The organism is uncultured Friedmanniella sp. (genome assembly GCF_964244005.1).
Taxonomy (GTDB): Bacteria; Actinomycetota; Actinomycetes; order Propionibacteriales; family Propionibacteriaceae; genus Microlunatus.
Map to the genome: position 1 here is coordinate 38,379 of NZ_CAXTHG010000023.1, position 20,879 is coordinate 59,257.

Annotated in this window: 24 protein-coding genes, 1 tRNA gene and 1 riboswitch; of the genes, 5 read left to right on the forward strand and 20 right to left on the reverse strand. The window is 71.5% G+C overall.

From position 1 onward, the window contains the following. Window positions 1–91 precede the first annotated feature (91 nt). The 7 genes from pheT to ACFE76_RS14710 form a co-directional block, all read right to left on the reverse strand. Entirely contained in the window at window positions 92–2,599 is a 2,508-nt protein-coding gene (gene pheT / locus ACFE76_RS14680; protein WP_375432509.1) for a phenylalanine--tRNA ligase subunit beta, read from the reverse strand. Next, on the reverse strand, window positions 2,596–3,705 hold the full coding sequence (pheS, locus tag ACFE76_RS14685) for a phenylalanine--tRNA ligase subunit alpha (protein ID WP_375432510.1): 1,110 nt from the start codon (window positions 3,703–3,705) through the stop codon (window positions 2,596–2,598). The genes pheT and pheS overlap by 4 nt, the downstream gene beginning before the upstream one ends. A 132-nt stretch (window positions 3,706–3,837) precedes the next feature. Continuing rightward, window positions 3,838–4,617 carry a TrmH family RNA methyltransferase gene (locus tag ACFE76_RS14690; RefSeq protein WP_375432511.1) on the reverse strand — a complete coding sequence of 260 codons (780 nt, stop codon included), beginning with the start codon at window positions 4,615–4,617 and terminating at the stop codon, window positions 3,838–3,840. 94 nt (window positions 4,618–4,711) lie between these two features. Continuing rightward, entirely contained in the window at window positions 4,712–5,104 is a 393-nt protein-coding gene (gene rplT, locus ACFE76_RS14695) for a 50S ribosomal protein L20 (protein ID WP_375432512.1), read from the reverse strand. A 51-nt stretch (window positions 5,105–5,155) separates the two neighbouring features. After that, window positions 5,156–5,359: a 50S ribosomal protein L35 gene (gene rpmI / locus ACFE76_RS14700; protein WP_375432513.1), complete on the reverse strand. Its 204-nt coding sequence runs from the start codon at window positions 5,357–5,359 to the stop codon at window positions 5,156–5,158. A 102-nt stretch (window positions 5,360–5,461) separates the two neighbouring features. Continuing rightward, the gene (gene infC / locus ACFE76_RS14705) at window positions 5,462–6,268 is read right to left on the reverse strand and encodes a translation initiation factor IF-3 (protein ID WP_375432514.1); all 807 of its coding nucleotides are present in this window, start codon (window positions 6,266–6,268) and stop codon (window positions 5,462–5,464) included. Between the two features lie 144 nt (window positions 6,269–6,412). After that, entirely contained in the window at window positions 6,413–6,940 is a 528-nt protein-coding gene (locus ACFE76_RS14710; protein ID WP_375432515.1) for an SseB family protein, read from the reverse strand. Between the two features lie 103 nt (window positions 6,941–7,043). Between ACFE76_RS14710 and ACFE76_RS14715 the strand changes: the two genes are divergently transcribed. Then, entirely contained in the window at window positions 7,044–7,532 is a 489-nt protein-coding gene (locus ACFE76_RS14715) for a hypothetical protein (protein WP_375432516.1), read from the forward strand. A 19-nt stretch (window positions 7,533–7,551) separates the two neighbouring features. On the opposite strand, the gene ACFE76_RS14720 is transcribed toward ACFE76_RS14715, so the two are convergent. The 4 genes from ACFE76_RS14720 to pnuC are packed head-to-tail and all read right to left on the reverse strand — an operon-like array spanning window position 7,552 to window position 9,925. Next, entirely contained in the window at window positions 7,552–8,043 is a 492-nt protein-coding gene (locus ACFE76_RS14720; protein WP_375432517.1) for a PH domain-containing protein, read from the reverse strand. A 1-nt stretch (window position 8,044) separates the two neighbouring features. Continuing rightward, a complete protein-coding gene (gene hisG / locus ACFE76_RS14725) occupies window positions 8,045–8,908 on the reverse strand; it encodes an ATP phosphoribosyltransferase (protein WP_375432518.1) in 864 nt (287 codons plus the stop codon). A gap of 18 nt (window positions 8,909–8,926) precedes the next feature. After that, window positions 8,927–9,196 (reverse strand): phosphoribosyl-ATP diphosphatase, encoded by a 270-nt coding sequence (locus ACFE76_RS14730; RefSeq protein WP_375432519.1) that lies wholly within the window; start codon window positions 9,194–9,196, stop codon window positions 8,927–8,929. Window positions 9,197–9,220: 24 nt separating this feature from the next. Then, window positions 9,221–9,925, reverse strand: a complete 705-nt coding sequence (gene pnuC / locus ACFE76_RS14735) for a nicotinamide riboside transporter PnuC (RefSeq protein WP_375432520.1) — start codon at window positions 9,923–9,925, stop codon at window positions 9,221–9,223. A 93-nt stretch (window positions 9,926–10,018) separates the two neighbouring features. Beyond that, window positions 10,019–10,146, reverse strand: a riboswitch (FMN riboswitch). Between the two features lie 97 nt (window positions 10,147–10,243). On the opposite strand from pnuC, the gene ACFE76_RS14740 reads away from it, so the two are divergent. Beyond that, window positions 10,244–10,399, forward strand: coding sequence for a hypothetical protein (locus ACFE76_RS14740; RefSeq protein ID WP_375432521.1), 156 nt, complete (start codon window positions 10,244–10,246; stop codon window positions 10,397–10,399). On the opposite strand, the gene mshC is transcribed toward ACFE76_RS14740, so the two are convergent. The 5 genes from mshC to ACFE76_RS14765 are packed head-to-tail and all read right to left on the reverse strand — an operon-like array spanning window position 10,389 to window position 14,397. Beyond that, the gene (mshC, locus tag ACFE76_RS14745) at window positions 10,389–11,645 is read right to left on the reverse strand and encodes a cysteine--1-D-myo-inosityl 2-amino-2-deoxy-alpha-D-glucopyranoside ligase (protein WP_375432522.1); all 1,257 of its coding nucleotides are present in this window, start codon (window positions 11,643–11,645) and stop codon (window positions 10,389–10,391) included. The genes ACFE76_RS14740 and mshC overlap by 11 nt on opposite strands. A 36-nt stretch (window positions 11,646–11,681) precedes the next feature. After that, the gene (locus ACFE76_RS14750; protein ID WP_375432523.1) at window positions 11,682–12,479 is read right to left on the reverse strand and encodes an SCO1664 family protein; all 798 of its coding nucleotides are present in this window, start codon (window positions 12,477–12,479) and stop codon (window positions 11,682–11,684) included. Window positions 12,480–12,499: 20 nt separating this feature from the next. Continuing rightward, window positions 12,500–13,096: a DUF3090 domain-containing protein gene (locus ACFE76_RS14755; protein WP_375432524.1), complete on the reverse strand. Its 597-nt coding sequence runs from the start codon at window positions 13,094–13,096 to the stop codon at window positions 12,500–12,502. Window positions 13,097–13,106: 10 nt separating this feature from the next. After that, window positions 13,107–13,847 carry a histidine phosphatase family protein gene (locus ACFE76_RS14760; RefSeq protein ID WP_375432525.1) on the reverse strand — a complete coding sequence of 247 codons (741 nt, stop codon included), beginning with the start codon at window positions 13,845–13,847 and terminating at the stop codon, window positions 13,107–13,109. A gap of 13 nt (window positions 13,848–13,860) precedes the next feature. Beyond that, window positions 13,861–14,397, reverse strand: coding sequence for a flavin reductase family protein (locus ACFE76_RS14765; protein WP_375432526.1), 537 nt, complete (start codon window positions 14,395–14,397; stop codon window positions 13,861–13,863). A gap of 91 nt (window positions 14,398–14,488) precedes the next feature. Between ACFE76_RS14765 and ACFE76_RS14770 the strand changes: the two genes are divergently transcribed. Continuing rightward, on the forward strand, window positions 14,489–15,322 hold the full coding sequence (locus tag ACFE76_RS14770; protein WP_375432527.1) for an undecaprenyl-diphosphate phosphatase: 834 nt from the start codon (window positions 14,489–14,491) through the stop codon (window positions 15,320–15,322). An 18-nt stretch (window positions 15,323–15,340) separates the two neighbouring features. On the opposite strand, the gene ACFE76_RS14775 is transcribed toward ACFE76_RS14770, so the two are convergent. Further along, window positions 15,341–16,390: an LLM class F420-dependent oxidoreductase gene (locus ACFE76_RS14775; protein WP_375432528.1), complete on the reverse strand. Its 1,050-nt coding sequence runs from the start codon at window positions 16,388–16,390 to the stop codon at window positions 15,341–15,343. 38 nt (window positions 16,391–16,428) lie between these two features. Between ACFE76_RS14775 and ACFE76_RS14780 the strand changes: the two genes are divergently transcribed. After that, a complete protein-coding gene (locus tag ACFE76_RS14780) occupies window positions 16,429–17,397 on the forward strand; it encodes an aldo/keto reductase (RefSeq protein ID WP_375432529.1) in 969 nt (322 codons plus the stop codon). 12 nt (window positions 17,398–17,409) lie between these two features. Here the strand turns inward: ACFE76_RS14780 and ACFE76_RS14785 are convergent, their stop codons facing one another. Further along, window positions 17,410–17,607, reverse strand: coding sequence for a DUF5703 family protein (locus ACFE76_RS14785; protein ID WP_375432530.1), 198 nt, complete (start codon window positions 17,605–17,607; stop codon window positions 17,410–17,412). A gap of 23 nt (window positions 17,608–17,630) precedes the next feature. Beyond that, complete coding sequence (locus ACFE76_RS14790) at window positions 17,631–18,947, reverse strand: M20/M25/M40 family metallo-hydrolase (protein WP_375432531.1); 1,317 nt, start codon at window positions 18,945–18,947, stop codon at window positions 17,631–17,633. Between the two features lie 341 nt (window positions 18,948–19,288). On the opposite strand from ACFE76_RS14790, the gene ACFE76_RS14795 reads away from it, so the two are divergent. After that, window positions 19,289–19,374, forward strand: a tRNA-Leu gene (locus ACFE76_RS14795). Window positions 19,375–19,400: 26 nt separating this feature from the next. On the opposite strand, the gene ACFE76_RS14800 is transcribed toward ACFE76_RS14795, so the two are convergent. Beyond that, a complete protein-coding gene (locus ACFE76_RS14800; RefSeq protein WP_375432532.1) occupies window positions 19,401–20,789 on the reverse strand; it encodes a cation:dicarboxylate symporter family transporter in 1,389 nt (462 codons plus the stop codon). Window positions 20,790–20,879: the final 90 nt, after the last annotated feature.

Genomic DNA, 20,879 nt, shown 5'->3' on the forward strand with positions numbered 1-20,879 from the left:
TTCCGGCAGCCCCGTGGAAACCAAGCCAGCCACGAGGCGCGGCGATAGCGCTCAAGCGTCACACGAATGTCACCTGCCTGGCTCGCCGTGTTTACTCGGTGCGTTGGACCGCGCCAGTATCTTTTCCAGCCCGAGCCACCGCGGCGTCTCGGGCCGCCGCGGTCTCGGCATCGGTCAGCGTGCGGTTCGTCGCACGGAACCGCAGCGCGAAGGCCAGCGACTTGCGACCCTGGCCGACCTGCGGACCGGTGTAGATGTCGAACAGCTGGACCGACTCGAGCAGCTCTCCCGCGCCGGCTCGGAGAGCGGCCTCGACCTCGGCCGCGGGGACAGAGGCGTCCACGACGAGCGCGACGTCCTCCTTGGCGACCGGGTGGGACGAGATCGGGCTGACGGAGCCGCCGTCCGGAGCGGCTGCGACCAGGACGGTCAGGTCGAGCTCGACCGCCGCGGTCCGGGGCGGCAGGCCGTACGCCGCGATGACCTGCGGGTGCAGCTCACCGGCGTAGCCGATCGCCACGTCCGAGCCGGGCAGCAGGACCGCGGCGCAGCGGCCGGGGTGCCAGGGGGCCTGCTCGGCCTGGCGGCGGACCAGGTCGAGACCGACGGCGTGGCCAACGGCATCCACCAGGGCGGCCGCGTGCGTCCAGCCGGCGCGCTCGGCCGGACCCTGCCAGCCCGCCACGCGCCAGTCGCCGCAGAGCACGGCGCCGAGGTGGCGCGGCTGGTCGCCCAGCGCGTCGTCCATCTGCGCGAGCACCTCCGCGCTCGGCCGAGTCTCGACGCCGGGCCGCGGCGCTGTGAGGCGGGGCTCCGGCGCGAAGAACACCGAACCGGCCTCGAACAGGGCCAGGTCGTCCAGCCCGCGGCTGACGTTGCGGGCGACCGCGGCGAACAGGCCGGGCAACACCGAGGTCCGCAGGTACGGGGTCGTCTCGGCGAGCGGGTTCAGGACGCGTGAGGTCCGGCGGCGCCGGTCGTCGGCGGCGAGACCGAGCCGGTCGAGGTCGTCGGCCGCCACGAACGGGAAGCTGATCACCTCGACGAACCCAGCCGCCACCACGGCAGCGGTGACCGCGCGTCGCGTCCGCTGGGCCCGGGTCAGGCCGCGGCCGGTGGGGGCCCGCGGCACCACGGGCGGGATGGTGTCGAAGCCGACCAGCCGGCCGACCTCCTCCACGTAGTCGTACGGGTCGGTGAGGTCGGGCCGCCAGGTCGGCGCGGTCACGGTCAGGGTCGTGCCGTCGACCGCGATAGAGGCGCCGACGGTCTCGATCAGCTCGACCACCCGGCCCGGCGCGAGCTCGACGCCGAGGATCTGCCCCGGCAGAGCGACGTCGAGGGTCTGGGTGGCGCCGGGGGGCACGGCACCGCTGATCGTCTCGGCCTCGACGAGCGTGCCACCGGCCAGCTCGACCAGCAGGGCGGCGGCCCGGTGCGCGGCGGCGTACGCGGCCCCGGGGTCGACGCCGCGCTCGAAGCGCCGGGAGGCCTCGGAGGAGAGCCGGTGCCGCCGCGACGTACGGGCCAGGGTCAGCGCGTCGAACGACGCCGCCTCGAGGACGACCGAGGTGGTCGCGGCGGAGAGCTCGCTGGAGGCCCCACCCATCACCCCGGCCAGGCCGATCGGGCCGGAGTCGTCGGCGATCACCAGGTCGGCCGGGTCGAGGGCGCGGACCGCGTCGTCGAGGGTGGTGAGCTTTTCCCCCGCCGCGGCCTGCCGGACGACGATCGGGCCGGCCACAGCGTCGGCGTCGTAGGCGTGCAGCGGCTGGCCGGTCTCGAGCATCACGTAGTTGGTGATGTCGACCGCCAAGGAGATCGGCCGCATCCCGGTCAGCTGGACGCGGCGGGCCAGCCAGCGCGGACTCGGCCGGCTGGGGTCGATACCAGTCACCGAGACCGCGACGAAGAGCGGACAGTCAGCCGACTCGCGCCGGACCGGGTAGCCGGCGTCGGTCGCGGCCGGGACGGGTCGGTCGACGGGATCGGTGAACGCGCCCCCCGCGGCCTGGGCGGCCTCGCGGGCCAGCCCGCGGATGGACATGGTGTAGCCGCGGTCAGGCGTGACGGCGACGTCCAGCACCTCGTCACGGAGGTGCAGCGTCGGCGCTACGTCGGTGCCCGGCACCAGACTGGCGTCGTCCAGCACGATGATGCCGTCGTGGTCGTCGGCGAGGCCGAGCTCGCGGGCCGAGCAGATCATGCCGTCGGAGACGTGGCCGTAGGTCTTGCGGGCCGCGATCGCGAAGTCACCCGGAAGCACTGCGCCAGGCAGGGCGACGACGACGAGGTCGCCGGCAACGAAATTGTGTGCGCCGCAGACGATGCCCCGGGAGGCCGGCTGACCGGCGTCAGCAGGGTCGTTGTGGTCACCGACGTCGACCCGGCACCAGTTGATCGTCTTGCCGTTCGAGTGCTGCTCCGGCTCGACGGACAACACCCGGCCGACGACCAGCGGTCCAGTGACGTCGGCACCCGCCTGCTCGACGCCCTCGACCTCGAGCCCGGCCCGGACCAGCGCCTCGGCCAAGGCGCGGCCGTCCAGGTCCGCCGCCAGCGCGGCGTACTCACGCAGCCACGACAGGGGCGCCTTCACCGCGCTGCCCCGACGAGCGAGCGACTGAAGCGGACGTCGCCCTCGACCATGTCGCGCATGTCCTCGCTGTTGTTGCGGAACATAAGCGTGCGCTCGACGCCCATGCCGAAGGCGAAGCCGGAGTAGACGTCACTGTCGACGCCGCAGGCGGCCAGCACCCGGGGGTTGACGATGCCGCAGCCGCCCCACTCGATCCAGCCCTCGCTCTTGCACGTACGGCAGGGGCGGTCGGGGTGGCCGACCGAGTCGCCGTGGCAGACGAAGCACTGCAGGTCGACCTCGGCGGAGGGTTCGGTGAAGGGGAAGTAGTGCGGACGGATCCGAGTGCGGGTGTCGCCGAACATCGCCTGGGCGAAGTGGTCGAGCGTGCCGCGCAGATGTCCGAGGGTGATGCCGCGGTCTACGACCAAGCCCTCGATCTGGTGGAAGACGGGCACGTGGGTCGCGTCGTACTCATCAGCCCGGTAGGTCTTGCCGGGGCAGATCACGTACACCGGGGGCTCGCGGGTGAGCAGAGTCCGGGCCTGCACCGGTGAGGTGTGGGTACGCAGCACCAGTCCGCCGTCCTCGGGTTCGACGAACAGCGTGTCCTGCAGGGTGCGGGCCGGGTGGTCGGGGATGAAGTTGAGCGCGTCGAAGTTGAGCCACTCCGCCTCGAGCTCGGGTCCTTCGGCGACCTCCCAGCCCATCCCGACGAAGACGTCCTCAATCAGGGCCATCAGGCCGGTGATCGGGTGCACGGCCCCGACCGGGTGGGCGGCGACGGGCAGCGTGACGTCGACGCGCTCCTCGACCAGCGCGCGCTCGAGCTCGGCGGCGGAGACCTCGGCCTCGCGGGCCTTCAGCGCGGCGTTGATCTGTCCACGAGCCCGGCCGATCCGGGCGCCAGTCTCCTTGCGGGCCTGCGGCGGCAGCGCGCCGATCTCGCGGTTGGCCAGGGCGATCGGGGACCGGTCCCCCGCGTGCGCCAGCCGGGCCTGCTTGAGCTCGGCCGTCGAGCCGGCGGCGGCGAAGGCGGCGAGCGCCTCGGCCACCATGGCCTCGACGTGCTCGGCGTGCAACGGCGCGACCTGGACGGGGTCGTAGCTCTTGTTCGGCCCGGACATGGGCTCCCCTCGGATTGGCAACCGGCACAGTCTAGAAAGCCTCGGCCCCGACCGGCTAACCGGTTTGCCGCCTGGACACCGACTTGTCAGCGGCAGTGGTCGCTAGAGCAGCCACCCACGCTGACAAGTCGGTCAGGAAGGGGCGCGCTGGGCGGTGGCGGTGGCGTAGAGGAAGACGGCGGCAGCGGTGGAGAGGTTGAGGCTCTCGGCCCGGCCGTACATCGGCAGGGCGACGAGCCGGTCGACCAGGGCCACGTGTTCCGACGGCAGCCCCCAGGCTTCGTTGCCGAGCACCCAGAGCACCGGCCGGGCGAGCTCGCCGGAGGCGATCGCGTCGTCCACCGTCCCGTGCCCGCCGCCGTCGGCGCCGAAGACCTGCAGGCCGGCCGTACGGGCACGGGACACGGCTTCGGCGAGGTCGACGTCGACGACCACCGGCAGGTGGAAGAGGCTCCCGGTGCTGGCCCGGACGGTCTTGGCGTTGTAGAGGTCGACGGAGCCTCGGCTGACCAGCACCGCGTCCGCGCCGAACGCGTCGGCGCAGCGGACGACCGTACCGAGGTTGCCGGGGTCGCGCACCTGGTCGCAGAGCACGACGAGCCGCGGCTCCCCCGCGAGAGCCTCGTCCAGGCTGACGTCGACGGTCCGGCAGACCGCCAGCACCCCTTGAGGTGTCACCGTGTCAGCGAGGGTCGCGAGCTGGGCTGGCGGCACGCTGCCGACCCGGACGTCGGCGCGGACAGCGACGTGCAGCAGGTCCTGGTGCCGCTCGACCACGTCGGCCCCGACCAGCAGGTCGATCACCGTCCCGGGTTGCGCCAGCGCTCCGGCGACGGCTTGGCGACCTTCGGCGAGGAACTCACCGGCGGCTTCACGCTCCTTGCGGCGCAGCAGACGACGAGCCGACCGCACCAGCCCCTGCGAGGCAGGGTCCGGGGCGATCGGCTCGTCGAAGGTGAGCTCGAGGCGGCTCGTGTAGACGCCGTCGTCGTCGGTCAGACCGACCTCAGGCCGCGGTCTCGGCGGACTCGGTCTCGGCCGCAGCGGGAGCGTGGCTCCGGGCGACCGCGACCAGCGAGGCGAAGGCGGCCGGGTCGGTGACGGCGAGGTCCGCGAGGATCTTGCGGTCGACCTCGACCCCGGCGGTCTTCAGACCGGCGATGAAGCGGTTGTAGGTCATGCCCTCGGCCCGTGCAGCGGCGTTGATCCGCTGGATCCACAGCTTGCGGAAGTCACCCTTCCGGGCGCGACGGTCGCGGTAGGCGTAGACGAGGGAGTGGGTGACCTGCTCCTTCGCCTTGCGGTAGAGCCGGGAACGCTGGCCGCGGTAGCCGGACGCCTGCTCGAGTACTTGACGGCGCTTCTTCTGCGCGTTCACAGAACGCTTGACGCGTGCCATGGGGTTGCTCCTTGCTTGATGTTCGGCGGGTCAGTGATCGAGAGAAGAGGGCTACTTGGCGTACTTGCCGAGCATCTTGCGGGCCTTGGCGGCGTCGCCAGGCGCCAGCACGGCGTCGCCGTCGAGCCGACGCGTCCGCGTGCTGGCCTTGTGCTCGTTCAGGTGCATCTTGCCCGCCTTGCGGTGCATGATCTTGCCCGTTCCCGTGAACCGGAACCGCTTCTTGGCACCGGAGTGCGTCTTCATCTTCGGCATCTCACTGCTTCCTGTCCGCGCCCGCCGGAGCGGTGCGTCTCTCGTTTCCCCCACGCGTTGCTGTGCTCCGCAGGGGCCTTGCTGTTCGTGCTCGGACCTCGCTCAGAGGTCCACGTCAGGGTCGAGGTTGTCGGCCGGTCCACGACGCTTGGGCGTCGCCGGCTCGGCGGCGTGCTGGGCCCGGATCCCGGCCAGCGCCTCGCGCTCGGCCTCGGCTCCGGCTTCGCGCTCAGCCATCCGGCGGTCACGCTCGACGGCGGCCTCGGCGCGGGCCTCGGTCTTCTTCTTGTGCGGTCCGAGGACCATCAGCATGTTCCGGCCGTCCTGCTTGGGCGAGGACTCCACGAAGCCGAACTCGTCCACGTCGGCCGCCAGCTTCTTGAGCAGGTTGTAGCCGAGCTCGGGACGCGACTGCTCGCGGCCCCGGAACATGATGGTGATCTTGACCTTGTCCCCGGCCTTGAGGAACCGCACGACGTGACCCTTCTTGGTGTCGTAGTCGTGACTGTCGATCTTGGGCCGGAGCTTCATCTCCTTGATCACCGTGTTGGTCTGATTACGGCGGCTCTCCCGCGCTTTCTGCGCGTTCTCGTACTTGAACTTGCCGTAGTCCATGAGCTTGGCCACCGGGGGACGCGCCATCGGCGCGACCTCGACCAGGTCCAGCTCTGACTCACGCGCCAGGCGCAAGGCGTCCTCGATACGAACGATCCCGACCTGCTCGCCGGCCGGTCCGACAAGTCGGACCTCGGAGACGCGGATGCGATCGTTGATTCGCGGTTCGGTGCTGATATGTCCTCCAGAGGTGTGCGGTGGTGAACGACCGGTCTCCAGGCGAACCTGCGCGTCGGTGACCCGAGAAACGCAAAAAGGGCCTCCGCCGACAGCGAGGACCCCAAACCACAGCACCAGGCGCGTTGCTCAAGCGAGCGCGCCTCGTCCAGATGGACCAACCCGGCGACTGTCTCCACCGGCTGGTGGAGCGTCGTACGGGTGGGAGATCGGGTCTCCGCTTTGCAGATCCAGCCGTAGCCGAATCGGTCGGCGCCTACATTACCACTGAGGGACGGCCCAGCCGAACTGCTCGCCCTCGCCCTGGCTGGAGTCCAGCTCGACGAGCCGGTGACCGGCGGCCAGCGCATCGAGCACGTCGCCGTCGATGACGAGCGGGTGTGGTCCGGCGACGTCGACCAGCACCGTGCTGACCTGTTCGGCCTGCGCGGTCTGGGCGGCACGGTCGAGGGTGACCGGTACTGGTCGGGCGTCGGCCCGCCAGGCCTGCAGCGCGTCGAGACCGGTGAAGGCGAGCAGGGCCCGGCGACCGTCGGCCGCCTGCAGCATCACCACCGACATGTCGGCTTCCTTGTCGCTGGTGAGTCCCGCGGCACCGGTACCGATCCGGGTGGCGGTGGCGATGACGGGAACGAGGACCCGGTCGGTGCAGAGGACTGCGACGGCCCGCAGGTACGCCGAGGGGTCCGAGCTGGCCACGGCCGCGGCGAGTGCGCGCCGGGTCTCGGGTCGGGCGAGCCCGTCGTCACCGGGGAACGGTGAAGGGGCAAGCAGGCGTCCGGCGTCCACCTGGTCACCGTACGTGACGGTGCCGCTCGACTCGGGGGTCGACCGGGGTCGAGGGGGACGCTTCCCCGATCCCGATCGGCTCCGGTCGTGGCAGGCTGGGAGGGTGCCCACCGCCGAAGCCGTCCTGCTCCCCCTGTGCCTGGGTCTGTCCCTGCTGGGGCTGATCGTCGCCATCCTGGCCGGGCGCCGCGGCCGGAAGGGACGAGCCGTGCAAGGGGTGGCGTTGGCGCTGGCCCCGGTCGCCCTCTACTTCAGCGGGCTGCTGCGGCTGGTCTGGAACGGGGTGGTCGCGGTCGTGGACTGGGCCGCGCACGTGCTCCTGTCCCCCGCTGTCTGGTTCGGGCTCTCGCTGCTCGCCGTGTGCGTGGTGCTGTGGGTGGTAGGCGGCGTCATCGCCCGCCGGACTCCCCGCCGGACCAAGGAGCCCCGTCAATCCACGCAGAAGCCTGCCGCCAGCGCCGCGAGCCGGACGGCGCAACCGGCCCCACCGGCCGTGACGGCCAGCAAGGGCAAGCCGGCAGCGGCGAAGCCGCCGGTGGACGACGACATGGCTGAGATCGAGGCGCTGCTGAAGTCCCGCGGGATCGAGTGATCTGTCCCGGGCGGCCGGCTCAGCGGTCGGCGTAGTACCGCTGGCGCCGGCGTAGCTCCTCCACCCCGATCTGCGCCGCGGCGCCGTCCCCGTACTGCAGGGCCATCAGCTGGCGTTTGTCGGCGTCGAGGTCGGCGGTGAAGGGCCGGCCGTCGGCCGGGGTGAGCAGCAGCATCGCCCACGGGTCGCCGCGTCGCAGGATGATCTTGTGCACGCGGTCCCAGGGCACGACGTGGCTGCGCAGCCCGTTGCGGAAGCGCAGCCCGGTCTCGTCGGCGCGGACGACGCTGAGGGCGAGCGAGATCATCACCAGCAGCAGGGCCCCGAGCAAACCGAGCAGGGTCAGCACCTGGGACGGCGTGAACAGGTCCCGCACGTTGCGGGGCAGCACCAGCCAGCCGTAGAGCGCGGCGAGGGTGAGGGTAGCGGCCATCACGGCGGCCACGACGCGCAGCCGGCGGGGTCGGATGACGAGCGGACCTGGCGCGACGGCGTCCGGAGCGGGGCGCACCTCAGATCCGGCAGGCGGAGATGTCGGTGACCAGGATGGCGCGGGCGCCCAACTCCCAGAGGTCGTCCATGATCTGTTGCGCCTCGGTCCGCGGCACCATCGCCCGGACCGCGTGCCAGCCCTGCTTGGCCAGCGGGGAGACCGTCGGTGACTCAAAGCCGGGGGTGATGGCGCACGCCTGCTCGACCTCGGCGCTGGCCACGTCGTAGTCCATCATCACGTAGTTGCGGGCGACGAGGACGCCGTTCAGCCGCCGTTCGAGCTGGCCGAGCCCCGGCGGTTCGGGTGAGTCGGTCCGCCGGATCAAGATGGCCTCGGACTGCAGGATGGGGTCGCCGAACAGCTCCAGGCCGGCCTGTCGCAGCGTCGTCCCGGTCTCGACCACGTCGGCGATCGCGTCGGCCACGCCCAGCCGGATCGCGGTCTCGACCGCCCCGTCCAGCTTGATCAGCCGGGTGCTGACGCCCCGTTCGGCCAGGTAGGTCTCGACCAGCCCCGGATAGGAGGTGGCGAGCCGCAAACCCTGCAGCTGGTCGACCGACAGGTGGCGGTCCACTGGCGCGGCGAAGCGGAAGCGACTGCGGCCAAAGCCCAGCGGCAGCACCTCGGTCGCCGGCGCGCGGGCGTCGAGCAGCATGTCGCGTCCGGTGATGCCCACGTCGAGGGTGCCCTCACCCACGTAGACCGCGATGTCGCGCGGCCGCAGGTAGAAGAACTCGACCCCGTTCGCCTCGTCGAAGAGCACCAGCTCCTTGGGGTCGGAGCGCTGGGCGTACCCGGCCTCACGGAGCATCGCGGCGGCCGGCTCGGCCAGTGAGCCCTTGTTGGGGACGGCGACCTTGACGGGCGTACGGGTGGAGCTCACCGCCCCAGAGTAGGCGGCTCAGAGGTGGGCGTAGACGTCGTCCAGGCTGAGGTCGAGCGCGAGCATCATCACCTGCAGGTGGTAGAGCAGCTGGCTGATCTCCTCGGCCGCCTCGGCCTTGGACTGGTACTCCGCCGCCATCCAGACCTCAGCGGCCTCTTCGACGACCTTCTTGCCGATGGCGTGCACGCCCGCGTCGAGCCGGGCGACGGTGCTGGAGCCGGGCTCCCGCGCCGCCGCCTTGGCCGTCAGCTCGGCGAACAGGGTCTCGAAGGTCTTGGCCGTCACCCGGGGAAGCGTAACGGCTCGCGGTCAGCCGACGGTCTCGATCACCGGGTCGGCGGCGCTGACAGGCTCCGGCTGTCGGCCACTGCGTTCGATCCGCCGCCAGGACAGCAGCCCCCAGACGCAGAACGCGCCGTAGACGATGTACATCATTGCGGACGGGTAGTAGCCGGCGGCGAACAGCAGCGGGACGCCCACCAGGTCCACCAGGATCCAGATCAGCCAGAACTCGACCCAGCCGCGGGCCATCCCGTACGTGGCCAGGATCGAGCCAGTGAGGATCCAGGCGTCGCTCGCCGGACCGTAGGAGTTCAACTGGCCGAGGATGAGGTAGAACGCCACCCACAGCACGACCGCCGCCACGACCAGCTGGATCCGACCGCGGGCGCCGGCCCAGCGCGGCACCACGCCGACGCCGCCGGAGCCGCCGCTGCGCCGGAACTGCTGCCAGCGCACCCAGCCGTAGACGCTCACGATCAGGAAGAAGACCTGGCGGCCGGCCTGGCCCCACAGGTCGAGGTCCTGGGGGGTGTGGAACACCCCGCCAAGAAACACCGTGAACAACAGCACGTTGCCCACGATGCCGATCGGCCAGGCCGAGACCTTGCGTCTCATCCCCAACACCGCACTCGCCAGCCCGAAGGCGTTACCGATGATCTCACGCAGGAGAACGCCAGGACCGATGTCCAGCTTGGCGTTCAGCAACCGCGTGAGCAGGTCTGAGTAATCCATCTGTCCTCCACTCATCCGGTCGCACGACTACCCGGGGTGAAAGAACGCTCAGCAACGCTCGGAGCCTGCTGCTCCGGGCGTCGTCGAACCGCTCCCGTGTTCCTCCCATCCGGACTCTCACCGTCGGTCGTGGAGTTTCACCACATCAACCGGTCGCTGGCTGCGATCGGGTCGCGGACTTTCACCGCCGGCTCGGACTTTCACCGACCCCGGAACACGTGCGAGTTTGACAACTCGTCGACCACAGTCTGACACGTTCGGCACGCCGTGAGCGTTCGCTCCTTGTCACTGAGATGTTCCGTGCGTCACGCTCGGCCCATGCTGGATCACGTCGGCATCCAGGTGGACGACTTCGAGGCCGCCCGCCGCTTCGACGACGCCGTGCTGGCCACGCTCGGTACACGACACGCCCCGCGGATCTGGCCCGAGTACCACCCTGACAAGTCGGGTTGGGGCGGGTGGTCTAGAGCTTGACACCCAGAAGGGTGTCCACCGCCCGGGCGACCAGGGCGGGGGCGGCAGTGTCGGTCCCGGCGACGGCGGTGGAGGCGCCGGCCCAGGCGTCGACGGCGGCGAGGGCGGTGGGGGCGTCGAGGTCGGTGGCGAGGGCGCTGCGCAGGTGGGCGATGACGTCGCCGGCGTCCACGGCGGCCGGCAGCTGCACCGCCTCACGCCAACGGGCCAGCCGCCCTTCCGCGGCGGTCAGCAGGTCGGCGGTCCACTCCCAGTCGTCGCGGTAGTGCTGGCTGAGCAGGGCCAGCCGGATCGCCATCGGGTCGACCCCGTCGCGGCGCAGGGCGGAGACGAAGACGAGGTTCCCACGCGACTTGGACATCTTCTCGCCCTCGAGGGCGACCATGCCGCTGTGCAGGTACGCCCGGGCGAACGGCTTCCCGGTCGCGAGACGGGCCACCGAGGCCGACATCTCGTGGTGCGGGAAGACCAGGTCGCTGCCGCCGGCCTGCACGTCGAAGTCGACGCCGAGGTGCTGCAGCGCGATGGCGGCGCACTCGACGTGCCAGCCCGGCCGGCCCTCGCCGAACGGTGATGGCCACGCCGGGTCACCGTCGCGGTGCCGCAGCCAGACCAACGAGTCGAGCGAGTCCTTCTTGGCGGTTCGGTCGGGGTCGCCGCCGCGCTCGGCAAAGACGGGACGCGCCTTTGCAGGGCTCAGGTGCGACAGGGACCCGAACTCGCGGTCCAGGCTCTGCTCCAGGTAGAGGTCGCCGGGGTGCTCGTCGCCAGCGTCCCCAGGAATGGCGTAGACGACACCGCGTGAGCGAAGGTCCTCGACCAGGTCGACGATCAGCGGGATCGACTCGACCGCGCCGACGTAGTGCTGGGGCGGCAGCACGTTCAGCGCGGACATGTCCTCGCGGAAGAGCTGCGTCTGCTCCCGGGCCAGCTCGGCCCAGTCGACCCCGGTGGCGGCGGCCCGCTCGATCAACGGGTCGTCGACGTCGGTCACGTTCTGGACGTAGACGACCTCGAGGCCGGCGTCACGCCAGACCCGGTTCAGCAGGTCGAAGGCGACGTAGGTGTTGGCGTGGCCGATGTGGGTCGCGTCGTAGGGGGTGATGCCGCAGACGTACAGCCGGGCCGTCCCCGACTCCGGACCCACCTCGACCAGCTGCTGGGCGGCGGAGTCGAACGCGCGGACGCGCCGTCCGTCCGAGGGGACCTCGAGGGGGATGACCGGTCCGGAGGTCCACGCTTGCATGGCGTCACCTTATCGGGCGGCGCTGACCGCAGAAGGTCAGAAGGGCGGCCACGGGATCGACGGCCACTGACCGCGGGGCCGCGGCAGCTTGCCCCGGTTGAGCAGCAGGTCGGCCCGCCGTACGAAGGCCGCGATCTCGTCCTCGGCCAGCAGCAGCTCGAGCTGCTCGGGCGCCTCTTCCCGGGCCTTGGCCACGGCCTCCCGGTCCTCGGGCCGCAGCTCGGTCCCGGCCCAGCCCCACAGCAGCGTCCGCAGCTTGTGGTCGGTGTGGAAGCTGATGCCGTGGTCGCAACCGAACACGTGACCCTGGCTGGCCAGGATGTGGCCGCCCTTGCGGTCGGCGTTGTTGATCAGCACGTCGAAGACGGCCAGCGTGTGCAGCCGGGGGTCGTCGGCGTGGATCACCGAGACCGGCCGGTCGTCGGCACCGAGACCTTCCACGCAGGAGAACCAGCCCTCCTTCGGCACCTTGGGGCTGGGCACGATGTCCACCAGCTCGGCGACCGCGTCCTCTTCGCTGTCGATCCACGCCTGCAGCGAGCCCGGGCCCAACGGACCGTTCGCGTACACGGTGACCGGGACGCAGTCGAAGCCGCCGCTCCGCGACACCTCGTACGCCGCGACCTCGCGAAGTCCGAGGGTGCGGTGCGGGAAGTCCCAGAGCGGCCGCTCCCCCTCCACCGGCTTGTAGACCCAGGACGTCTTGCCGGCGGGGGTGGTCAGCTCGGCGAGAAAGGTGGCGTTGGACGCCTGCATCAGTCGACCGGTGATCTCCAGCTCGGCGTCAGCGAGTGTGGCGTCGTCGAGCTCGACGGTCAGGGCGGGGTGGCTCATGCGCCGGGGCTGACCACGAGTCAGAACAGCGGCCGGCGGTAGCCGTTGGCGCGTGGGCAGACGTGGCCGTCCGGGTCCAGCGGCTGCAGGCAGAACGGGCACGGTGGCCGGCCCGCGGACACCAGGGCCTGGGCGCGGGCGACGAAGTCGCGGGCGTAGCCGGCGGTGATCTTGACCACGAACACCTCGTCGGCGTTGACCTCAGTCGCCGCCTCGGCCTCCACGGCCGGGGCCGGACGGCTCTCGTCGGTCTCGTCCTCGTCCCCGTCGACGTTGGAGAACAGCTCGATCACGATCTTGTCGATGGTCGGGTCCCAGGCGATCGTCATGGTGCCGACCCGGAACTCCTCGGTGATCGGCGCGTCGAGGGGGTCGGTGTCGGACGCCTTGCGGGTCGCCGGCGGTACGTCGGTGGGGCCGGGGCTGCGGCGGACCACCTCGTCGAGGACGCGGTCGAGGTGCTCGGCCAGCACCGAGACCTGCTGCTTCTCACAAGCGACGCTGGTGATCCGGTTGCCCTCACGCGCCTGCAGGAAGAACGCGCGTTCCCCCGGTTGACCGACGGTGCCAGCGACGAACCGGTCCGGTGCGTCGTAGCGGTGCACGAGAATGGCCATGCCAACCAGCCTATGCGTCCGGATCGGCGCTGACCGGCGGTAGCGCCCCCAGACCGCCGCCCACTGCGGCGTCGTCGACCGCCTTGCGTCGCCCGCGGGCCTTCTTCGGCGGCGGCTGCAGCAGCTGGCCGAGGTCGGCGTTGGTCGAGTTGACGGTGACCACGTACGGCCGGCTCTCGGTGTAGCGGACGATCGAGACGGAGGCGGGGTCGACCATCAGGCGCTGAAAGGCGTCGAGGTGCATGCCGAGCGCGTCGGCGAGGATCGCCTTGATCACGTCCCCGTGCGAGACGGCGGCCCAGACGGCGTGCGGTCCGTGCTCGGCCTCCATCCGGCCGTTCCAGGTCCGGACGGCGTTGACGGCCCGCGACGACATCTCCGTCATCGACTCACCCCCCGGGAACCGCACGGCCGACGGCTGCGTCTGGACGGTGGCCCACAGCTTCTCCTTGGCCAGGTCGCGCAGCGCCTTGCCGGTCCACTCGCCGTAGCCGCACTCGACCAGGCCCTGCTCGATCACGACCGGGCATCCGTCGGTCCGAGGGCCGACCACGGCCTGGCTGGTCTGGCGGCAGCGGCGTAACGGCGAGCTGACCACCGTGCGGAGCGGGACGCCGGCCAGCCGGGTGCCCACGTCGGCCACCTGGCGCTCACCGACCGCGTCCAGCTCGACCCCAGACGTGCGGCCGGCCAGGATCCCGGCCGTGTTCGCCGAGGTGCGGCCGTGGCGGATCAGCAGCACGGTCGTCATGGCAGCACCGCAGTCATGAGCCGAGGCTAGCGCCCGCGGCACCGTACCGGCCCCGGAAGGAGGTGAGGACGCCCGCGTCGGGCAGCGCGCCCAGCTCCACGTGCTCCACGACGCCGCGGACCAGCAGTCCCCAGCCCGCGTGGTCGTACGGCCCCACCGCTCGGACGCCGAGCCAACCGGCACCGCCGTCCAGGACCGGTCCCCACTCGCTGTCCGACCACGAGCCAACCGTGAACGCCCCGCCGGGCGCCGGCGCCAGACCGGCGAACACGTCAGCCAGGGCACGGTCGGACCAGCCGAGCAGGTTGACCGCGAAGCGCCCGCTCAGCGCCAGCGCGTCGGCGAAGTCGGACTCCTCGTCGACCAGGCCGACCACTTCGGGCGGCTGACCGTCGGCCAGCACGAACGACGACACCGTCCAGCCGACCGGACGCGGGGCGGCGTGGGTGGTCCACACGCTCACCGGGGCCGGCATCCGGCCTCGCCACCGCCGGACGGGGTCCCGGTCGCCGTCGCCGGGCAGGAACGGGTGCTCGGGGTGGATCGTCACGCGTCTTCTCTACACGATGGAGCGCAACCCCCTCGGGACCGTAGAGTGCTCCGGTGCTCACGCCGGGCGCGGCAGGTGATGAGGAGCGGGCATGGGTTGGTTCGAGGCACTGGTGCTGGGCATCGTGCAGGGGCTGACGGAGTTCTTGCCGGTGTCCTCGAGCGCGCACCAGTCGATCGTCGGCCAGTTCTTCGGCGGCCGTGATCCCGGCGCGGCGTTCACCGCCATCAACCAGCTGGGCACCGAGGCGGCCGTCATCGTCTACTTCCGGCACGACATCGCCGGGATCATCCGCAGCTGGGTGGGCTCGCTCGTCGGCCGGGTGCCGCGGGACGACCCGCAGGCCCGGATGGGCTGGCTGGTGATCATCGGCTCGGTCCCGATCGTGCTGCTGGGGTTGGCCTTCCAGGACGCCATCGACTCCGCCCTGCGCAACCTGTGGATCACCGTGGCGATGCTGGCGGGCTTCGGCGTGGTGATCGGCGTGGCCGACCGGCTGGCCCGCAACGTCCGTCCGCTGGAGTCGCTGACCTGGGGACACGGCATCCTCTTCGGTCTCGCCCAGTCCCTGGCTCTGGTGCCCGGGGTGTCCCGCTCGGGCGCCACCATCAGCGCCGGACTGGCGCTCGGCTACACCCGGGAGGCGGCTGCGCGGTACTCCTTCCTGCTGGCCATCCCGGCCGTCGTCGGCTCCGGGGTGTTCAAGCTGGCCGACGTCTCCAGCGACCCGACCCCGCCGGCGTGGGGGCCGATCCTGCTGGCCACGGTGGTCGCCTTCGTGATCGGCTACGCGGTGATCGCCTGGCTGCTGCGCTACATCAGCACCCACAACTTCCTGCCGTTCGTGGTCTACCGGCTCGCGCTGGCCGCCGTGGTCGTCGTGCTGCTGCTCAGCGGCGTGCTGCAGCCGCTGCCGCCGGCCTGACCGGCTCGAAGGGGAAGCTCAGCCGACGCCAGCCTGGTCGAACGCCTCCGTCAGCACGGTCAGCGCCGCAGCCTTCTCCTCGCCCGAGGTGCCGTACGGCGCCACCGAGCACGTGGTCACGCCCGAGGCCGCCAGCACCTGCAGCCGGTCGGCGATCCGGTCCCGGTCCCCCAGCAGCGAGGTCGCGTCGACGAACTCTGCCGGCACCGCAGCCATGGCGTCGCGCTGGCGTCGGTCGAGGTAGGCGTCCTGCACCTGGGCGGCCGCCTCGGCGTAGCCCATCCGGACGGCGAGGGCGTTGTAGAAGTTCTGCGTCCGGCTGCCCATCCCGCCGAGGTAGAGCGCGGCGTACGCCCGGACCGGGTCGGCGCAGGCCGCGGCGTCGGAGCCCACGACCAGCGGGAACGTCGGCACCACGTCGAAGCCCGCCATGGTCCGGCCGGCCCGCTCCCGGCCCGCGCGGACCGCCGCGAGCTGCTCGGCGGCGAAGTCGGGAGCGAAGAAGACGGCCAGCCAGCCGTCGGTCAGCTCGCCGGCCAGCTCGAGGTTCTTGGGGCCGACCGCGGCAAGATAGGTCGGCACGTGCTCGCGCACCGGCGCGATCGTCAGCTTGAGCGGGACGCCCGGTCCGTCCGGCAGCGGCAGCCGGTAGTGCCGCCCCTCGTAGGCGACCCGGCGCCGGGCCAGGGCCAGCTCGAGCACAGCGAGGTACTCCCGCGTCCGCGCCAGCGGTTGGGAGAACCGGACGCCGTGCCAGCCCTCGGACACCTGGGGTCCGGAGACGCCCAGGCCGAGCCGGAAGCGGCCGCCGGAGAGCAGGTCCAGGCTGGCGGCGGTCATCGCCGTCATCGCCGGCGTCCGGGCCGGGATCTGCATCACCGCCGACCCGATGCCGATCCGAGAGGTCTGACCGGCCAGCCAGGCCAGGACGGTGGGGCTGTCGGAGCCGTACGCCTCGGCGGCCCAGACGACGTCGAAGCCGAGCGACTCCGCGTGCTGGGTCAGCCGCAGCTGGCCCCGGGGGTCCTCCGCGCCGACGAGGTAACCGAGGTTCAGACCGAGGCGCATGGGCCCACCGTAACGGCGGCGCCGTTAGGGTCGACACCATGGAGACGCGAGCAGTCGGCGCCAGCGGGCTGCGGGTCTCCCGGCTCGGGCTCGGCACGATGACCTGGGCCCGCGACACCACCCCCGAGCAGGCCCGGTCGCTGCTGGAGATGTTCGTCGAGGCGGGCGGCACGCTGGTCGACACCGCCGCCGCGTACGGGGCGGGGGACGCCGAGCGGCTGCTCGGGACCCTGGTCGCCGAGCTGGGCCTGCAAGACGACGTGGTGATCGCGAGCAAGGCCGGCTTCGCGGTCCGCAGGGGCGAGCGCATCGTCGACACCTCTCGTCGGGCGCTGCTGCGCGACCTCGAGGGCTCGCTGACCCGGCTGGGGACCGACCACATCGACCTGTGGCAGCTGCACGCCTGGGGCGAGGCGCCGCTGGCGGAGTCGCTGGACGCGGTGGACCAGGCGATCTCGCGCGGCATGGTGCGCTACGCCGGGATCTCCAACTTCGTCGGCTGGCAGACCGCGCAGGCCGCCACGTGGCAGCTGGCCCTGCCGGGGCGGACGCCGCTCAGCAGCGTCCAGGTCGAGTACTCCCTGCTCGCCCGGCGGGCCGAGGTGGAGGTGCTGCCGGCCGCCGCGGCGTTCGGGCTGGGGGTGTTCCCGTGGTCACCGCTGGGACGCGGGGTGCTGACGGGGCAGTACCGCAGCGGGACGCCGCGGGGGTCGCGGGCGGCGACCGAGCACTTCGCCTGGTTCGTCGAGCCCTACCTGGAGCCGCGCAGCCGTGGCGTCGTCGAGGCGGTGGTCCGGGCGGCCGAAGGTCTGGACCTCCTCCCCCTGCAGGTCGCGCTGCTGTGGGTGCGCGACGCCCCCGGGGTCACCGCACCGCTGCTCGGGGCCCGGACGGCCGGCCAGCTCGCCCCGGCGCTGGCGGTGGAGGACCAGACCCTGCCGTACGAGATCGCCTCCGCGCTCGACGACGTCTCCGGCGGGCCGAACGCCGCCCGACCCGCGCGCTGAGGCCGGCTGAGGTCAGACGGTCGCGGGCACCCGGATGATGCGCCGGCGGATCCAGACGTCACGGGTGCCGTCGCGGTAGCGCCGCAGCCGGGTCAGCTCCCAGCCGCCGTACTCGGCGTGGTCGGTCAGCAGCTGGCGGACGGCGCCGCGCGACAGGTGCCGGCCCAGCCGGACCCGCTCGACCTCGTACTCCACGGTGCGCGTGCTCATTGCTCCGCAGCCTAGACCCGCGCTCAGGCCTGGTCGAGGAAGCGGTCCAGCACGCGGGCACCGAACTCCAGCGACGAGGTCGGCACCCGCTCGTCGACACCGTGGAACATGCCGACGAAGTCGAGCTCGGGCGGCAGCCGCAGCGGCGCGAACCCGAACGAGCGGATGCCGAGCCGGTCCCAGGCCTTCGCGTCGGTACCCCCGCTCATCAGGAAGGGGACGGCGCGGGCGCCCGGGTCCTCGGCCGCGAGGCAGGCCTGCATCGCCTCGACCAGCGCCCCGGAGAACTCGGTCTCCACCGACGGCTGCCGGGTCAGCACCTCATAGCGCACCGAGTCCCCGATCAGCTCGGTGATGGTCTCGTAGAACTCCTCCTCGTAGCCGGGGACGAAGCGACCGTCGATGCCGGCGGTGGCCCGGCCGGGGATGACGTTGTGCTTGTAGCCCGCCTCGAGCATCGTCGGGTTGGCCGTGTTGGACATGGTCGCGCCGACCATCCGGGCGATGCTGCCGAGCCGGGCCAACGTCTCCTCGACGGTGTCGGGGTCGAGCTCGATCTCGAACGCCTCCGAGACGGCCTCGAGGAACGCCTGCTGGGCGGACGTGATCCGGTGCGGCCAGGCGTACTCTCCGACGCGGGCGACGGCGGCGCTCAGCGCGGTGACGGCGTTCGCGTCGTTGCGGAAAGAGCCGTGGCCGGCCCGGCCGTCCGCGATCAGGTTGAGCCAGGCCAGCCCCTTCTCCGCGGTCTGGACCAGGTAGAGGCGGAGGTCGTCGCGGATGGTGAGGGAGAAGCCGCCGACCTCCCCGATCGCGAGCTCGCAGTCCGAGAGGGTGTCCGGGTGGTGGTCGGCGAGCCAGTGCGCACCGAGCCCGCTGCCCGCCTCCTCGTCGGCGGTGAAGACCAGGCGGAGCGCCCGCCGCGGGGCGACACCGGCGCGGGCCCGGGCGCGGACCACGCTCAGCACCATCGCGTCGAAGTCCTTCATGTCGACCGCACCCCGGCCCCAGACGCAGTCCTGGACCACCTCACCCGCGAACGGCGGCACCGACCAGTCGTCCGCGTTGGCCGGCACCACGTCGAGGTGGCCGTGCACGAGCAGCGGCGACAGCGAGGGGTCGACGCCCTCAGGCGCCCAGGACGCGACGACGCTGGTGCGGCCGGGCTCGGACTCGTACAGCTGAGCCTCGATGCCCACCTCCTCGAGCAGGGCCGCCACGTGCTCGGCGGCCGGACGCTCGCCGGGACCGGGCTGGGCACCGTAGTTGGAGGTGTCGATCCGGATCAGGTCGGTGCAGATGCCGACGACCTCGGCGTCAGGGGCGTAGGTCTGGCTCACTCGCCCATCCTGTCCCACGCGCGTCGTAGGCGACCACCCGACCTACGAAGCGGGGAAACGATGGGACGTGCCCTCTTCCGTCGCCGAACCTGTGTCGATCTCGCGGCGCGCCTGGTCCGTCTGGAGCGTCGGCGTCCTCGCCTACGCGAGGGCGGTCTGTCAGCCGACGTCGCTCGGGGTGGCCGCGGGACCGGCTACGGAGCGGATCGGGATCGGCGCGTCGGTGCTGTCCTCGTTCGCCGTGGTCCAGCTGGTTCCCGGCCCGGCGGGTGCTGACCATGGCGCTGGACGATTCGGCTCCTGGACCCGAAGTTGCTACAGTTCACTGCTGTTGCAGGCAGGTCCGGGTGGCGGAATAGGTAGACGCGCTAGCTTGAGGTGCTAGTTCCCCTTACGGGGAATGGGGGTTCAAGTCCCCCCTCGGACACAGAAAAGATCCTGGTCAGCAGACCGCTAGCGGGCTACCGGGACCCTTGGCTGAGGCTCGACGTCAGTCGGCTCCGGGTCTGAGGGTCCGGTGTGGTCATCGACCATGGTCGCCTCGTCGAACGGCCGCTCACCGCCGAGAACCGCGTCGAGCTGCTCGCGGTCGAGCGTGCCGGTCCAGGAACCGACCAGCACGGTGGCCACGGCGTTGCCGGCGAAGTTGGTCACGGCTCGAGCCTCGGACATGAAGCGGTCGATCCCGACGATGATGCCCACGCCGTCCACCAGCTCGGGTCGGTGGGACGCCAGGCCGCCGGCCAACGTGGCCAGCCCGGCACCGCTGACGCCCGCCGCGCCCTTGGACGCGATCATCATGAAGACCAGCAGCGAGACCTGCTCCTTGATCGACAGCGGGTCTCCCATGGCCTGGGCCACGAACAGCGAGGCCATGGTGAGGTAGATCGCGGTCCCGTCGAGGTTGAACGAGTAGCCGGTGGGCACGACGACGCCGACGGTCGACTTGCCGACGCCGACGTGCTCCATCTTGGCGATCAGCCGCGGCAGCGCCGACTCCGAGGAGGAGGTGGAGACGATCAGCAGGAACTCCCGGCCGAGGTACTTCAGCAGCTTGAAGATGTTGATCCCGGTGACGACCTTGAGCAGCAGGCCCAGGACGCCGAAGACGAAGATCGCGCAGGTGGCGTAGAAGCCGAGCATCAGCACCGCAAGGCTCTTGAGCGCGTCGACCCCGGTCTCGCCCACCACAGCGGCGATCGCGCCGAACGCCCCGAGCGGCGCGGCCCACATGATCATCGACAGCACCCGGAAGACCACCCGCTGCGCGTGCCCGATGCCGACCAGGACCGGCTTGCCGGCGGGGCCCATCGCCTGCAGCGCAAACCCCACGAGCAGCGCGACCAGCAGGGTCTGCAGCACCTGACCACTGGTCAGCGAGGACACGAGTGTGGTCGGGATCACCTCGAGCAGGAACTCCGACGTCGAGGAGCCGCCCCCGCTGGCCTGCGCGGCGCCCTTCTTGGCCAGGTCAGCGGTGAGGTGCAGGCCCGAGCCCGGGTGCAGCAGGTTGCCCACGACCAAACCGATCGCCAGGGCGAACAGCGACATCACGATGAAGTAGATCAGCGCCAGGCTGCCCACTTTGCCGACCTGCGCGGCGCTGCGGAGCGAACCGATCCCGAGCACGATGGTGCAGAAGATCACCGGCGCGATCATCATCCGGATCAGGGCCACGAACCCGGCGCCGAGCGGCTTCAGCTCCCGCGCGAAGTCTGGCGCCACGATGCCGAGGACGATGCCGATGACGACGGCGGCGATCACCGCGAGGTAGAGGTAGTGCGTCCGGTCCTTGCGCGGCGCGGGCGCCGTTCCGGCACCGACGGCAACGTCGTGGGCCATGGGATCTCCTCCTCGAGACGGGCTGTGTTCGCATTATGGCCCTCGTCCGCCGCGCTCGGTCGAACCCACCCCGACGGGACGAGATTCTCG

What these genes read in the sequence shown, in the direction of transcription:
- pheS (WP_375432510.1), bottom strand. Translation starts at nt 3,705, where the DNA reads ATGTCCGGGCCGAACAAGAGCTACGACCCCGTCCAGGTCGCGCCGTTG.
- rplT (WP_375432512.1), bottom strand. Translation starts at nt 5,104, where the DNA reads ATGGCACGCGTCAAGCGTTCTGTGAACGCGCAGAAGAAGCGCCGTCAA.
- rpmI (WP_375432513.1), bottom strand. Translation starts at nt 5,359, where the DNA reads ATGCCGAAGATGAAGACGCACTCCGGTGCCAAGAAGCGGTTCCGGTTC.
- pnuC (WP_375432520.1), bottom strand. Translation starts at nt 9,925, where the DNA reads ATGGATTACTCAGACCTGCTCACGCGGTTGCTGAACGCCAAGCTGGAC.
- ACFE76_RS14740 (WP_375432521.1), top strand. Translation starts at nt 10,244, where the DNA reads ATGCTGGATCACGTCGGCATCCAGGTGGACGACTTCGAGGCCGCCCGC.
- mshC (WP_375432522.1), bottom strand. Translation starts at nt 11,645, where the DNA reads ATGCAAGCGTGGACCTCCGGACCGGTCATCCCCCTCGAGGTCCCCTCG.
- ACFE76_RS14750 (WP_375432523.1), bottom strand. Translation starts at nt 12,479, where the DNA reads ATGAGCCACCCCGCCCTGACCGTCGAGCTCGACGACGCCACACTCGCT.
- ACFE76_RS14755 (WP_375432524.1), bottom strand. Translation starts at nt 13,096, where the DNA reads ATGGCCATTCTCGTGCACCGCTACGACGCACCGGACCGGTTCGTCGCT.
- ACFE76_RS14760 (WP_375432525.1), bottom strand. Translation starts at nt 13,847, where the DNA reads ATGACGACCGTGCTGCTGATCCGCCACGGCCGCACCTCGGCGAACACG.
- ACFE76_RS14770 (WP_375432527.1), top strand. Translation starts at nt 14,489, where the DNA reads ATGGGTTGGTTCGAGGCACTGGTGCTGGGCATCGTGCAGGGGCTGACG.
- ACFE76_RS14775 (WP_375432528.1), bottom strand. Translation starts at nt 16,390, where the DNA reads ATGCGCCTCGGTCTGAACCTCGGTTACCTCGTCGGCGCGGAGGACCCC.
- ACFE76_RS14780 (WP_375432529.1), top strand. Translation starts at nt 16,429, where the DNA reads ATGGAGACGCGAGCAGTCGGCGCCAGCGGGCTGCGGGTCTCCCGGCTC.
- ACFE76_RS14785 (WP_375432530.1), bottom strand. Translation starts at nt 17,607, where the DNA reads ATGAGCACGCGCACCGTGGAGTACGAGGTCGAGCGGGTCCGGCTGGGC.
- ACFE76_RS14800 (WP_375432532.1), bottom strand. Translation starts at nt 20,789, where the DNA reads ATGGCCCACGACGTTGCCGTCGGTGCCGGAACGGCGCCCGCGCCGCGC.